Here is a 14801-nt window from a genome sequence, read left to right on the forward strand (position 1 = left end):
GACTGCCGAAGCAGCCCTTTCGTTTTTGATCACTCTAATCTATGTATCACTACTAAATCAGCAATAACTTATTGGTAGTATTCTGTTTGTTTGTTGAAATTACTGTTTTCCATAATATTTCATATATTCCTGTTGCAAAAGCTCCTCTGATAAATCGTCATATGCAAGTTCAGCTGAAGTGATACAAAGTCCAGCACAGATTGTTCCGAATCTTAAGCAGTCCTCCGTGCTTTTTTGCTGCAAGAAACCATAAATGAAACCGGAGAAAAAGCTGTCCCCTGCCCCATTCGCATCTCGAAATTTATAATCATCAATGATATCCATCTTTATCCAACGTCCGTCCTTAGTAAGGGCCGTTGCGCCTCTTTTACCGTGAGTACACACAACCAGTTGTTTCCCTAAATCTATGAATCTCTTCATCACAGACTTATAATCACTTAAATTGTCTGAACTCAAAAATATATAATCGGCAATTTCAATAAAATCCTCATGATATGGATTATGATCGTTATAATCATGAAGGTCAGTCCAAATAGGCTTATTGTACTTTTTACAAAGAGCAATTAGCTGCTTCGTATAAGCAATGATATTAAGTGCAACAATATCACATTCCTGAATGAGTTTCTCTAAGCGCGGTAAATCCAAATCTGGCTTGTCGGATGATTGTGTAACGAAAATGGAAATACGCTTTCCGTCAGTATCCATCAGATTGACGTGTCTCTCCGTGCCTTTTTCATCTATATCATAAATAAATGTTACATCTTCCTGTTGCAGTGATTGAATGATGTTCTTCCCGTACAGATCATCCCCGATAATAGAATGGAGAACAGAAGGTACGTTCAATTTTCTTAAATTGATAGCTTTTCCTGCACCTGTAGATCCTAATGTTTCATGAAAGGGTGCGTAATGAATTGTTTGTGGGGTAGGTTCAGGTAATTTTTCTAAAGTTATTATACTATCAAAAGTTGTACCACCTAAAACAAGGACCTTTTTCATAATTTACTCTCCTCTTTGATTCTATAAATTATTGAGCAAACGGTTTCACACCAATATTAGCAGATTTATTTACTCTAAGCTACTTTTCTTTAAATTGTATTTACGATAATGGTTCCTTATTGTCATTTCTAATCTTAACTCACATTATTTATAATTCCCGATGGTTATAGCTCAACTTGGCAAAGGATAGAAAAATAGAAGCTGATTTAATCAGCTCCTATTAGTAAATCTATTCTAATTCAATTCTCTATCTGTTAATTAAAAATTTAGTGTCGATAAAAGGAATTAATGAAGAGATTTCACTAATACCTTTTTTGGATATAGCATCAAGAGAAATTTCATTTATAAGGTCTTTATCAATAAATGGGCAAATTGCGGTCAATGATGAGATCCCATGTAATTCATAACTTTTTCTCGAACAATTACTTAAAACATCTTTACTAATAAATGGAGCCATAGACACTAAACTCTTAATTCCATTTAACTCAAACTCTTTCTTTGCATATTCATCTATAGCTTCTTTACTAATAAACGGAGCCATAGATGTTAAACCCTTGATACCGTTCATTTCAAATTCTTTCTTTGCACATTCATCTATTACTTCTTTACTAATAAATGGAGCCATAGATGTTAAAGCCTTAATTCCGTTCAACTCAGATTCTTTCTTTGCACATTCATCTATCATTTCTTTACTAATAAATGGAGCCATGGACGTTAGACCCTTAATACCATTCATTTCAAACTCTTTCTTTGCGCTTTCATCTATTATTTCTTTACTGATATATGGGGCCATGGATGTTAATGCCTTGATTCCACTTGATTCAAATTCTTTCTTAGCACTTTCATCTATAATTTCCTTACTGATGTATGGGGCCATGGATGTTAATGCTTTGATTCCATTTGATTCAAACTCTTTCTTAGCACTTTCATCTATAATTTCTTTACTGATGTAAGGTGCAAGTAATGATGTTTCAATTGCGGATAGGTCATCTTGAATATTTTTATAAACTAAGTCCGCCAGATCAATATCAAGCAATGGAGCCACATTTATAAATTCTTCCGTTTGAACTTCGAGCTGGATTGGACTCTCCTGTTGGTTGTTTTCAATTATATTATTGATTAATTTTATTCCCTTTCCATTGTCTAGAATCTCATCGATGCTTACATTAAATATCTCCGCAAGTTCAGGTAGTTTAGAAATGTCAGGCATTGTTTCTCCACGCTCCCAGTTACTTATCGCTTGAAAGCTAACACCTAACTGGTCAGCCAACTTCATCTGAGTAATCTTGTTATCTTTTCTAAACTGTGCAATTTGCCTACCTACCTTTTTCATATCAAACAATACAATCACCTCTTGTCATAAGTTAATTTAATTGTAACCAGTAAATAGTAGATTGAGTATCAAGTATTGCTTGAATTGATTAAATTTGAATTCAAGTATTGCTTGAGTTCTATAAAAGTAGTTTCATTTCCCAAATTCGTTGGTGCCTTTAGCTAATTCGTTTTATGTTCTTCTTACTAGTTTGTTAGTACTTTTATAATCAATTAAATCAATCATCAGTCTTTATAATAAACTGTATAATGAAAAGGTTCTTCAAACCCTAACTTCTCTGCTAAGCATATTGAGCTTAAATTAACAATTTTTCTTAGAAGAACCATTTCTCTCGAGGAACTGCATAATATTCACCAGCAACTTGCTCTGGAGGTACTGCTTTTTCAATTCGTGAGAGTTCCTCTATACTTAAGTTAAGATTAGATGCACCAAGAGAATCCATAATTTGTGTCCGTTTCCTTGCTCCTACCAGTGGGATAATATCTTCTCCCCTTGAAAGAACCCATGCTATAGCAAGCTGTGAAACGGATACATGCATTTCTTTGGCGATTTCATGTAATCCCTCTACAAGAGATAAATTCTTTTCAAGATTATCGCTTGAGAACCTTGGTGCCTTATTCCGTTTGTCATCCGAACATAATACTCGATCTTTTGACCATTTCCCACTCAACAGACCTCTTGAGAGAACACCGTATGCCGATAACGAAATTCCTAGTTTTCGAAGAGTAGGCAAAATATTTAATTCAATCCCGCGATTAAATAATGAGTATTCCATTTGTAACCAGCTTATTGGGTGTACAGCATGCGCTCGACGAATTGTATCCACTCCTACTTCAGATAGCCCAATATGACGTACATATCCTGCTTTGACCAATTCAGCCATTTCGCCAATAATTTCTTCAATCGGTATGTTTCGATCTACACGAGCTGGTTGATAAAGATCAATATATTCAACACCAATGCGTTGCAAAGTATCTGTAAGGAAATTCTTTATTGTTTGAGGACGGTTCATTACTTCTCCATCTTTCTTGCTCACGGGGTGTGGCTGTCCATCAAATTTCACTGAAATAAATGCTTTATCTCTACGTATTCCTTTTAAAGCATCACGTATTAGTACCTCATTGTGTCCGTCACCATAGAAGTCACCTGTATCAAAAAGTGTAATACCTTTCTCAAGTGCAGTTTGAATTGTCGCAATACTCTCGTTTCGATCAGCATTTCCGTATAGCCATGACATCCCCATACATCCAAGACCAATCTCAGAAACCAACGGACCGTTTTGACCAATTGCTCGCTTTTTCAAAGAAATATTCCTCCTATACGAAAATAACACTAAAAAATACGCTAGTACCAACAAATATAAATCAACTACTAATCTCTATTCCTCAACACATCATAAATTCCTGTTTTAATAAATTTTAAAATTGGTCCTATACCAAAACATAGATAACAGTAAAAAAAGCTAGAAACCAATCTATATTGGCTCTAGCTTTCAACACTGAATATAATTTAGTTAAAAAATGCTTTTCCAATTTCAGCATCTGTATCTAAAACTAAAATTCCTTTTTCTTGAGGTGCATCTGGTAAGTCTAGTTCACGCGCTGAGCAAATCATACCGAATGAATCTACTCCTCGTAAGTTAGCGTCTTTAATGACTAATCCTGATGGCATCACTGCTCCTACTTTTGCAACGACTACTTTTTGACCTTGTTCAACATTTGGAGCACCACATACAATTTGTAATGTCTCGCTACCAACATCAACTTTACATACATTTAATTTATCTGCATTTGGATGTTTTTCTTTTTCAAGAACGTATCCAATAACGAATTTAGGTGAAAGGTCTAATACTAATGAATCAGAAAAGCCTTCTTTAGCTAATAACTCATTTACTGTGTTAACGATATGTTCTGTAATCGTAACGACACCTTGTTCTTGAACATCTACATATGTAGAAGCTTCAAAAATATTAAAAGCGACAGTTTCATTTGTTACTACACTAAACACTCGTGCAACATTACCTTTTCTTTCAACTCTACGATCTTCTGATGGAACTTGTTTTAATGTAATTAGTAATGTATCACCGATACCTTCACGGTTGTAAAAAATATTCACTGATTTCTTCCTCTCTACCGTTTCTTCTGTTTTCCTAAAATAAAAATAGGCATAAGCTTTTCATTTTCGTATGCAAATGATAATGATGTAATTGGAACTTTTCCACTTGCAAAGAAGCTCATATTCATTTGCGCCATTATATCATAACCTATGTTATTTCGAATGTCAGCTAGGATTAGTACATCTCCATGTGGGATTCCGATTAATAATTCACCTTCTACTTTTGATTGAATCTCTTTTAGAAATGAACTGCTTAAAACTCGACTTGCATCATATCCATCATTTGTACGTACAAAATAAAATGTATTGTCCGCAACTATATCTTCTTTTACTTGAATAGGCAGTTTTCGCAAATTAAAAAGAGCGATTGAATGTATTTGTTCAACAGTATAACCAGATTTAATTAGTAATTTCTCATCAATTAACTGGTATGTCTTTTCTGAGTCAATAGCGTAGTAAATTCGAGTTTCAGCCGTATGTTCACTCGTAACGAAAGGATTCCCTTCTTCCTTTTCTGTTGGAAATGATGTAGCCCGAATAACAGGTCTAATCTGCTCTTCTAAAAAAACGGTTTCGGAATGCATAGCTGAAAGTGCTTCTTTTACATAATAAATTAATTCTTCAAATGCCGCTTCTCCGTCTGCTTCATATTTAGCAACTGCACTATTCAATGAAACACTCATTCCTTTTTGACTTTCTTTCCCTTCGATTCGAAGTTCTTCCTTCTCACGATCATATATATATCGCCATTGTTCGTCACCTAGGCGATTTTCTACCATTTTTTTTATATCTAATGTTGTTTTTTTAGCCAATTAAACTACCTTCCTTATTAACCTCTTAAACCAGCAAGGAACTCTTCTACCTGTTCCTTCGTTTTACGGTCTTTATTTACATAACGCCCAGTTTCTTCACCTTTATTAAACCCTACGAAGCTAGGTATTCCGAAAATATCTAGTTGTTGGCAGATTTCAATAAATTGATCACGGTCAACATAATAGAAAGTAAAATCTTTATTTTCATCAATTATTTCTTGGAAAAACATATCTAAAAATCTGCAATCTGGACACCAGTCTGCTGAAAATTGAAAGACAATATTTTCTCCTTGTTTTACTTGTTCAAATTGTTCAACTGAAGTAATCTTCTCCATTACATCTCTTCCTCTCTTGACTAGTTTTATTTTATTTTAACGTATTTTTTCGGATATGCAAAAAGGTCGACTTAAAGGTCAGTATCTTTCTTAATTGTTTCAAATTCATATTGTCCTAATAATAGTTCACATATGTGCTCAAAAATTTGAGTTCTAGTTATTCGACCATTCGTAAATATCCCTACAGCTCCTTCTTTACTTCGAATATCTTTTTCATTTGTATATCTTTCCATTAATTCCGCTAACTCGGTCCCATTCTGCAATTCAGATATGAATTCATTAGGAAGTAAGATTTTTGCCCCACTTGCTAAAATTGTTCCTTGCTCATAAACTAGCGCGCCCCAATTACAAAGAAAAAGCCTGTCATTTTCAATGATGACTCCACCTTCTAAGCCAATTCCAATCTCTGAATTCCCTTCAACTCTTGCATTATTTGCGCGGTTAATCGCGCCTTCCATCGTTTCATGATCAGTCAAAGGCTGATTCGAAACATTTGAAGGAACATTCATTCCATTAACTATGAAGTTACGAAATACATTTTTTACTGCGCCTACTTTTGTTGGATTTAATGATCCGATTATAATGTTCATTGTTTCTTCTCCCATTCATTTATTTGCTTAAGTATGTACTCTAAATATGGCTTTTTTGCTTCTTGGTATTTGTGAGTATCGTCCGGAAATGCTTTTGCTAGTCTAATTTTCAATTGTCCATACTCTGTACCAATTCTAGGATAAGTCTGTATATATTCTTTAAAATTCAAATGCGTTTTAATTCGCGAATCACCGACCTCATGCACGTGAATATGAGCGATTCGTGGATTTTCCCCTCTTATAAAATATCTTCTTAAAGGTATACCGTTTTCACCCCTTACAATATACCCAGCCTTTTCAAATAATTCATTATAAGAGTCAATTTGGTGAATATCACTTACTTCAATTAATACATCAATGATCGGCTTAGCAAAACCAACCTCAATTAATGATGTACTTCCGATATGATGAATTGCAACAATTTCGTCTTTAATTATACTATTCAGTAATTCTTTTTCATTTTCATATCTATTTATCCATTCACTATTCCATGGTTCGATAATTGTTTTCCTCAATTCTTCACCTACCATCCAATGAAATAGAAAAGAAGCCTAAATAGGCTTCCTTATTAGTACTCAATTAATAGTTACGAAGTGTATCTACTGTTGTTTTGTCAGTAGCTTTTACAAGTTTAACTAGTAATTCTTTTGCAGCTAAATAATCATCTACATGAATAATTGAAGCTGCTGTATGAATATAACGTGAGCAAATACCGATTACTGCTGAAGGTACTCCGTCATTTGAAGTATGTACGCGTCCTGCATCCGTTCCGCCTTGTGATACAAAATATTGATAAGGTATATTATTTGATTCTGCTGTGTCTAAAATAAACTCTCGAATACCTTTATGTGTAACCATTGTACGATCTAGGATACGTAATAATACACCTTTACCTAATTGGCCAAATTCTGTTTTTGATCCAGACATATCATTTGCTGGGCTCGCATCAAGTGCATAGAAAATATCAGGTTTAATCATATTTGAAGCTGTTTGTGCTCCGCGTAAACCAACTTCTTCTTGAACTGTCGCACCTGAATATAAAATATTAGGTAAATTTTCATTTTGAACTTCTTTTAACAATTCAATTGCAAGTCCACATCCGTAACGATTATCCCAAGCTTTTGCCATGATTTTCTTCTCATTTGCCATAGGTGTGAAAGGACAAACCGGAACAATTTGTTGACCTGGTCTAATACCGATTTTCATTGCGTCTTCTTTATTATCTGCACCAATATCAATTAACATATTTTTAATATCCATTGGTCTTGCTCTTAGTTCATCACTCAATAAGTGTGGAGGAATTGAGCCAATTACACCGATAACAGGTCCTTGATCAGTCATTACTTGTACTCTTTGTGCAAGTAATACTTGATTCCACCATCCGCCTAGTGGTTGAAAACGTAACATTCCATTTTCTGTAATTTGAGTAACCATGAATCCAACTTCATCCATATGACCGGCTACCATTACAGTAGGGCCATCCTCAGTTCCTCGTTTTACACCAAAAATACTTCCTAGACGATCTTGCACAATTTCATTTGTGTACTTTTCTAATTCTTTTCTCATAAAATGACGAACTTCATGTTCAAACCCAGATGCGCCTTGTAATTCTGTAAGAAATTTAAATAGTTGAAGTGTATCTTGATTCATATTTTCGTTCCTCTCTATACAAAACATTTTATTTTCTTCTTTATTTTAACGAAAAAAAGCATATAATACCAACGTAAATCATTGAAATGTTAACTCTATTTGACTAAGATAAGGAGTAGAATATTTTTTCACGTACATATTACTTATTTAGAGGTGGCAATAATGAAATTAAAACGTGTACTAATTGGATTAGGTTTAGGTATAGCTGGTGGACTCTATCTACAGAAAAAGTTATCTTCACAATATGTTCCAGCTGAAAAAGCATTAAAAACAATTAAACCAGTTTTCCTATCGTATGGTAATGTAACTGGTACTTGGATTCATTCAGAACCAAAATGGGTTGATTTACCTGATTATGAAGGAGATGTGTATGAAGGCGGTTTCTCTGTAGTTGAAGCAGATAATCATACATCAAGCTATTCATTTATCATTAATGCTGTAAACGGTGAATTAATCTCAGCACAACTAGTGTAAGTTTTACAACTCACTATTTCAATTTAAACACCTTGTCAAGACTGACAAGGTGTTTCTTCTTTTGCGATTGTACTAATGATTTGTCCATCTTCATTCCATTTTATCGCTCTATAAACATTGTCGTGATAAAACGAAAACCAAGAATTATTTTTCAATCCAAAGTTTACCCATTTTTCCTTCGCATAAATCGAAGTCATAGGATAATCATCGTATGCCATAACCCATAAAGGAGATTGATGTGCATGTGTTGGCATTAAGTCACCCATATGTAATAATAGTTCATTTTCAGTTTCTATTTTTATAATACTATGTCCATCACTATGTCCACCTGTATGAATTACTGTCATTTCCTCAGTAACAGAATATTCATTTTCAAATGGTACTACTTGATGTTGAATTGCTTCCCAGTTTTCTTTCCAATATGTATTGCTTGAACGGATGTTTGGTTTTCTCATCTCATCCCATTCTATTTTCGATGTAATTATTTTAGCATTTGAAAAAACAGATTTGTACTCACCGTTCACAAGTTTTGTTAATCCACTTGCATGATCAAAATGTAAATGTGTCATGATTACGTAATCAATCTCTTCAACACTTAATCCATAATTTTTTAAACACGTTTCAATACTGGAATCTTCGGTCACTCCAAAGTTTCTCTTTTGTTTTTCATTTAACTTATTAACCCCAATTCCACTGTCTATTATTATATTTAAACCTTTTGTTTGAATGAACAGAGGGTCCGTACGTAACGGAATTTGATTATTATCATTTACTACATATTTTTTTGACCATAATGCTTTTGGTACAACTCCGAACATTGCTCCTCCATCTAATTGAGTATTCCCACCATTCAACCATTGGATAACACAAGATCCTACTTTTAATTGCTCCATAATGATCCCCCTTCACTAGTATAGTCTTTACTATTATATCATTTTTCTAAATTCCCTGAATATTACTTGTTTTAAAACAATAAGCTTTCGGTTTCAAAAGGGGAATGCGAATGAAACCAAATCGAACTAGTCAATAAGCTTTGATGATTGTCTGGATTGGAAGATGCTTGACTCTCAATGGAGTAGTGGGAAAGGTGATTTCTCACAAGTACAATGCGCCGAGGTACTCACTGTCATCCACACTAAAAACAAGCATCCTAGAGTGGAAACTCCCCCCTGATTAAATAGTAAAAATGTTTATGAAAATAGCTAAAAAAAGACTAGCATGACAATATTGTCTATGCTAGTCTTTTTTTATTTACGATATGCTGCTTCAATTCGATAAATACGATTACCTTTTGATGAAAATTTCTCTTCATATTCAGTCATAATATTCCCTTCAAACTCACTGTTATGAAGATCTAAGCTTAAGAAATGAATTGTCATTCCATAATTAGCAATACTCATAATAGAGTATTCAAATAAGCCTTGGTTGTCTGTTTTGAAATGAAGTTCTCCATCTGATTTTAAAATTTGTTGATACATTTGTAAAAATGTTTTATAAGTTAAACGACGTTTTTCATGGCGAACTTTCGGCCATGGATCAGAGAAGTTTAAATAAACTCGATCGATTTCTCCGTCCTCAAAAAAGTCAGTTAATTTCTGTGCATCTACATTTAACAGTTTTAAATTAGGAACCTCAGCTTCAATTAATTTTTCTAATGCATCTGAAACAACACTTGTATATTTCTCAATTCCAATATAGTTAATATGAGGATTAGCTTTTGCCATCTCCACCATAAAACGCCCTCTGCCAGTACCAACTTCAATATGAAGTGGTTGTTCTTTTTCAAATACGGATTGCCATTTCCCTTTAATTTCAGTTGGGTTTGGTATTACATAATGACAATATTGTTTTATTTGATCTGCCGCACCGGGCTTATGTCTTAATCGCATACGTAAATCTTCCTTTCTTCATAGAAAAAACCAAGCACAGATGGCACTCGGTTAACATGGTATTGTATAAAATCGTTTCGTCTAACACAAACTATTTCAAGTGTACCTAAATTAAAAAGGATGTGGACTGTATGCCTTTAAATCACGAGCACCAATTAACGATTTTAAGAGATATTTTAATGAACCATCAGTCTGATTGTTGTGGAACTGTTTCAGAATGTGAACAACTAGAAAGACTTGTCCAATCATTATTAACAAATGATCAAGTAACTGATGATGTAAAAAGCATGTTAAATGACGTATATTACTACAGTCAATCTGGAAAATATTCTTCTGATTTAGATCAACATATTACTAGTCATCAAAATCAGCTTTCACAATGGGTTACAGATTTTGATTCATATTCTTAATGTATTTGACAATTTCCGAGGAAATTTTTATTCTTTAGCCTAATATTTTTTCAAGCAGGCTCTCCATTTTTTGAGTCTGCTTTTCGTTTTCACGAGCTGTGTACCACTTTATCCAAATGATTGTTTGAGCAACTACATACCATGTCATCCGGTTAAGTAAATCTTCTGTCATCCGAATCCCATAATTACGAAGCCATTTATCCCACTGGTCTTGTTCCACATACGTAAATAAAAACATTCCTAGGTCAAATGCTTTATCAGCAATTATTGCTTCATCCCAATCAATTAAATATAAACTATTTGTTTCTGTTAATAACCAATTATGATGATTTAAATCACTGTGACAAACAACTAAATCTTCAGGGTCGAAAGATGGCATATTTTCCTCTAAAAATTCAATTCCTTTTACAATAATCTTGCTCTGAGTATACTCCTCAGTTAAATTACCTACAATTGTTTGCAATAATTCTTGAGGTTCCAGAGGATTGATTCCCAGCTTCGTTAACATGTATACCAATTCTTTTGAAGAATGAATACGATGCAAAAACTGAGCAACCCCTTTCGCAGATAGTTCAGAAGGTTCTAGACTACGTGCAATAACCCATTCTTGGGCAGTTAGTACATCACCATTTTCTAGTCTTCTAGTCCAAACTAACTTTGGAACAAAACCAGCCGCTGAAAGTACCGCTAAAAAAGGAGAAGAATTCCGTTTAAGAAATAATCTCTTGTCTTTATTGTCTGCTATATACGCTTCGCCAGTAAAACCTCCGGCGGGCGAGACTGTCCATTCTTTTCCTAACATTTCTTGTATATGATCCATTTTTCTTCCGTTCCTTGTTGAAAAAATATGTTTGAATATTGGTAATTAATGTTTCTTACGAAAAGTTAATAATTATAGCAAAAAGAAAGATAGCCTATTACAATTAGCTGTAATAAGCCATCTTAAACAAGTTTACATTGTTTAATTAGAATCTGCAAGTAGTTGCTACCATTTTACTAATACAACTGTCGAAAGTGCAGGGATTGGTAAGTTTTTACAGTTTGCTTTTTTATTTTTTTCAACATATTTTTCTCTTCCATCCCAAACATAGTTCCAATCATTTTCTTTGTCTAATTGAATAAAAGTATCTTCCATACCTTGATGAAATAGGACCATTAACTCTTTAATAGAATCAATATCATTTAATTCAGTCATATGATATCCAATTATATCAGGATGAACTTTAATAGGTTTTACATATTTTTGTAATTCTTCTTTAAATGAAAATCGTAGACTTTTGTATCGCTTTCGAATACTTATTAACTCTTTAATTACGTTAATCGAATTTTTCTCACGTTCTGCTCTTGCCCAGTCAATACTATTTATTGCGTCTCCTGCATTATAACTATTTTCAGTACCCATTTTAGTTCTGTAAAACTCTTGGCCACTATGAAGAAACGGTACACCAAATGATAATAAAACGAGACTTGTTCCAAGTAAATGACGTTTTTTCAGTAATTCCTCATTTTCGTTTGAATTCGATAATTGTAATCGGTCCCACATTGTATGATTATCATGGGATTCTACGTAATTAATTGATTGGTATGGTTCTTTAAATAGAGAAAGCTTATTAAATAACCCTACACTTCCGGTAAGTAGATCATTAAAAAAGTCATTATCCTTTTTACCATATATAAATCCTTTTTCTTGGATAGAAAAAGTGCTACCTTTTATACCATCTCGAAACTGGTCATTGAAGTATCCAATCTTACTTAACTGATGACTTTGAGTAATGGAGGCTTTTTGAGATGATGGCAATGATGTATTTAAATCCCATCCTTCTCCAAAAAGTATTAACTCAGGTTTTAAGTTAAAAAGTTCAATTTCAATTTCACTCATTGTAACCGTATCCAAAATACCCATCAAATCAAAACGGAAACCATCTATATCGTACTCTTCAGTCCAATACTTTAAAGAATGAATGATAAAACGCCTTGCCATCAAACGCTCAGAAGCAAAATCATTTCCAACCCCTGTTCCATTTGATGGAAGTCCTTGCTCATCCTGCCTAAAATAATAACCAGGTACAATTCGCTCGAAATGACTTGTTTGAAGCTCATAGACATGATTATAAACAACATCCATAATAATTCGTAAACCGTGTTCATGATAAGCTGAAATAAGTTTCTTTAATTCATTTATTCTTTCATACGGATTATTGGGTTGAATGCTGTAGCTACCTTCTGGGGAATTAAAATTTAATGGATTATATCCCCAATTATATGATTGAAATGGGTTGTATTCATCTACTCCCTCAAAATCAAAAATAGGTAATAATTCAATATGTGTAACTCCCAAATCACACAAATAATCCATTCCTGTAGAGAACTGATTCATTAAAGTACCTTTTTCATGAAAGCCTTTATACGTACCTTTTTTTTGGACTCCACTTAATGGATGAGAAGTAAAATCTCTAATACTAGCTTCATAAATAATACAATCAGTATATGAGTTTGGCGGTTCACTAATTGCATTTCTTACTTTAATTGTTTTTGATAAATCGATTACGACACTATGTTTACCATTGATTGTGACGGATTTGGCATAAGGATCGACTGCTTCTCTCCATATTAAATTCACACATACTAAGAATGTATAGACTAAGCCATCGCAATTTTCATTAACCATAGTGACCCAAGTACCATTTTCACCGCGATCCATAATGATTTCAGTAAATTCTTCTTCGATATCATACTTTTTATATATTCTAAGCTTTACTTTTGATGCAGTAGGAGCCCAAACTTTAAATTTGGTGAATTCAGGTGCATAAGTTGCCCCTAAATCATTCCCTTCATAAGCGTACTTTTCATCAAAATCATTAGAACGAATGACTCCACCTACTTGTAAATCAGTACGATTTTCAAACTCATCTTCTACCTCATAGGACTTTCCTAATAGAAGCGTTTCTGGAGAATGAGTTGTGTATTTTATAAAGGTATCAAACTCAATCTGCGAAGTGACTTGTAGTTGAGTTTTCAAATTATTTTGTTGAACTAAGTAAAAAAAAGTGTGCTGTGTTTGTTTGTTCGATTTGGGAATAATCATTGTTATTTCTTGAAATCCATCTATATAAGCTTCGAAAGCTCTTTTAATATGAAACAACGCTATTCACCATCCAACTTATTAATTCAAAATGTATCTATTATATTATTATTCATCATCTTTATCTTCGTTAACCAAATCGATACGATTTGTATATTCACAAAGAGCTAAAATGGATTGTGCAGCTTTTAACTGTCTTAGTTTTATCGGTGATGATTTTTTAAGAATTCGTTCATGCCATTGCTGATAATTTCGTTTATCAACTAATTGGACGTCTTTTGGAAGCTGCTGATAATCAATATAACCATTAGTAGATAAGAGTATTTTGTGTACTGTACTTTCAATATTATTCTTTTCATATATTTTACTAACTAATTTACCCATACGGTTTAACCCAAACATCGGGTTCACAATTTTCTTTTCTCGTTTAACAATTTTTTGCAACCAAAAATTCCCTTTATCCGCAATTGTCACATGATTCTCTTCACCCATAACGAACGAGATACAGTACGTTTCAATCGGTCCAATGATCAATATTTCTAATTCAATTGGCGCCTTTCCGATATATAAAACAGGTTTATATAAAACTAATAAATTGTCCGGGAATGATTGCAACAAAAATTTCAGTGTTTCATCATAACGTATTTTGCGAACTTCCTCATTATCGTCCATTCCAATCGACGATGCCCACTTTAATTGGAATTCATATATTTCATCTAAGAATTTTTGCTTCAGTTCTTCTTCTGAGAAATACTCATTAGCAACTTTAAAAATTTCTAGGATAGATTTTAAATCATCTGATTGATCAAGTGTTTCATCTTCTTCGATTGTTGATGGCTCATTTTTTGGACGTCTTTTCAACTTACTCCAAACCTTTGATAAAAACGTTTCCTCTTCCTCGAGCAAATCGTTTAATTTAATGGGGTCTATATCTTCTATTTGAATAGTTGAATGATTAGTTTCTTCCGAAAAATCCCAATTATTCGTTTCCCATGCCCCTTTTACTTTTTCCCACTGATCTCTTTTTAATAATACGTATTGGCTTGGGTAGTGAAAAATATCTACTTCGTATCTCGATGGATAATCTAGTAATTTTATTAGCTGAGCCATTTTGC

General features: G+C 33.4%; 16 protein-coding genes. 2 read left to right on the forward strand and 14 right to left on the reverse strand.

Annotated elements, in window-relative coordinates:
- Positions 1–99 precede the first annotated feature (99 nt).
- The 9 genes from B7R65_RS12685 to B7R65_RS12725 form a co-directional block, all read right to left on the reverse strand.
- Positions 100–996 carry a carbohydrate kinase family protein gene (locus B7R65_RS12685; RefSeq protein WP_088043148.1) on the reverse strand — a complete coding sequence of 299 codons (897 nt, stop codon included), beginning with the start codon at positions 994–996 and terminating at the stop codon, positions 100–102.
- A gap of 247 nt (positions 997–1243) precedes the next feature.
- Positions 1244–2329, reverse strand: a complete 1086-nt coding sequence (locus B7R65_RS12690; RefSeq protein WP_256941302.1) for a helix-turn-helix domain-containing protein — start codon at positions 2327–2329, stop codon at positions 1244–1246.
- A 313-nt stretch (positions 2330–2642) separates the two neighbouring features.
- Positions 2643–3632, reverse strand: coding sequence for an aldo/keto reductase (locus B7R65_RS12695; protein ID WP_088043149.1), 990 nt, complete (start codon positions 3630–3632; stop codon positions 2643–2645).
- Positions 3633–3838: 206 nt separating this feature from the next.
- Positions 3839–4444, reverse strand: coding sequence for a YtpR family tRNA-binding protein (gene ytpR, locus B7R65_RS12700; RefSeq protein ID WP_088043150.1), 606 nt, complete (start codon positions 4442–4444; stop codon positions 3839–3841).
- 14 nt (positions 4445–4458) lie between these two features.
- On the reverse strand, positions 4459–5256 hold the full coding sequence (locus tag B7R65_RS12705; RefSeq protein ID WP_373419575.1) for a DUF1444 family protein: 798 nt from the start codon (positions 5254–5256) through the stop codon (positions 4459–4461).
- A 17-nt stretch (positions 5257–5273) separates the two neighbouring features.
- Positions 5274–5591: a thioredoxin family protein gene (locus B7R65_RS12710; protein ID WP_088043151.1), complete on the reverse strand. Its 318-nt coding sequence runs from the start codon at positions 5589–5591 to the stop codon at positions 5274–5276.
- A gap of 71 nt (positions 5592–5662) precedes the next feature.
- On the reverse strand, positions 5663–6181 hold the full coding sequence (locus B7R65_RS12715) for a DUF84 family protein (protein WP_088043152.1): 519 nt from the start codon (positions 6179–6181) through the stop codon (positions 5663–5665).
- Positions 6178–6696, reverse strand: coding sequence for a GrpB family protein (locus B7R65_RS12720; RefSeq protein ID WP_179194860.1), 519 nt, complete (start codon positions 6694–6696; stop codon positions 6178–6180). The genes B7R65_RS12715 and B7R65_RS12720 overlap by 4 nt, the downstream gene beginning before the upstream one ends.
- Positions 6697–6760: 64 nt before the next feature.
- On the reverse strand, positions 6761–7831 hold the full coding sequence (locus B7R65_RS12725) for a M42 family metallopeptidase (RefSeq protein WP_088043154.1): 1071 nt from the start codon (positions 7829–7831) through the stop codon (positions 6761–6763).
- A gap of 162 nt (positions 7832–7993) precedes the next feature.
- On the opposite strand from B7R65_RS12725, the gene B7R65_RS12730 reads away from it, so the two are divergent.
- On the forward strand, positions 7994–8305 hold the full coding sequence (locus B7R65_RS12730) for a PepSY domain-containing protein (protein WP_088043155.1): 312 nt from the start codon (positions 7994–7996) through the stop codon (positions 8303–8305).
- 35 nt (positions 8306–8340) lie between these two features.
- On the opposite strand, the gene B7R65_RS12735 is transcribed toward B7R65_RS12730, so the two are convergent.
- Entirely contained in the window at positions 8341–9198 is an 858-nt protein-coding gene (locus tag B7R65_RS12735) for a YtnP family quorum-quenching lactonase (RefSeq protein WP_088043156.1), read from the reverse strand.
- 354 nt (positions 9199–9552) lie between these two features.
- Positions 9553–10194 (reverse strand): tRNA (guanosine(46)-N7)-methyltransferase TrmB, encoded by a 642-nt coding sequence (gene trmB / locus B7R65_RS12740; RefSeq protein ID WP_088043157.1) that lies wholly within the window; start codon positions 10192–10194, stop codon positions 9553–9555.
- Positions 10195–10325: 131 nt separating this feature from the next.
- On the opposite strand from trmB, the gene B7R65_RS12745 reads away from it, so the two are divergent.
- Positions 10326–10604 (forward strand): YtzH-like family protein, encoded by a 279-nt coding sequence (locus B7R65_RS12745; protein WP_088043158.1) that lies wholly within the window; start codon positions 10326–10328, stop codon positions 10602–10604.
- Between the two features lie 34 nt (positions 10605–10638).
- Here the strand turns inward: B7R65_RS12745 and B7R65_RS12750 are convergent, their stop codons facing one another.
- The 3 genes from B7R65_RS12750 to B7R65_RS12760 form a co-directional block, all read right to left on the reverse strand.
- Positions 10639–11424, reverse strand: a complete 786-nt coding sequence (locus B7R65_RS12750; RefSeq protein WP_306298471.1) for a phosphotransferase family protein — start codon at positions 11422–11424, stop codon at positions 10639–10641.
- A gap of 165 nt (positions 11425–11589) precedes the next feature.
- Positions 11590–13746, reverse strand: a complete 2157-nt coding sequence (gene pulA / locus B7R65_RS12755; protein ID WP_088043159.1) for a type I pullulanase — start codon at positions 13744–13746, stop codon at positions 11590–11592.
- 48 nt (positions 13747–13794) lie between these two features.
- Complete coding sequence (locus B7R65_RS12760) at positions 13795–14796, reverse strand: hypothetical protein (RefSeq protein ID WP_088043160.1); 1002 nt, start codon at positions 14794–14796, stop codon at positions 13795–13797.
- Positions 14797–14801 lie beyond the last annotated feature (5 nt).

It is taken from the genome of Bacillus sp. EAC (genome assembly GCF_002156875.1).
In the GTDB taxonomy this organism is placed as follows: domain Bacteria; phylum Bacillota; class Bacilli; order Bacillales; family Bacillaceae_G; genus Gottfriedia.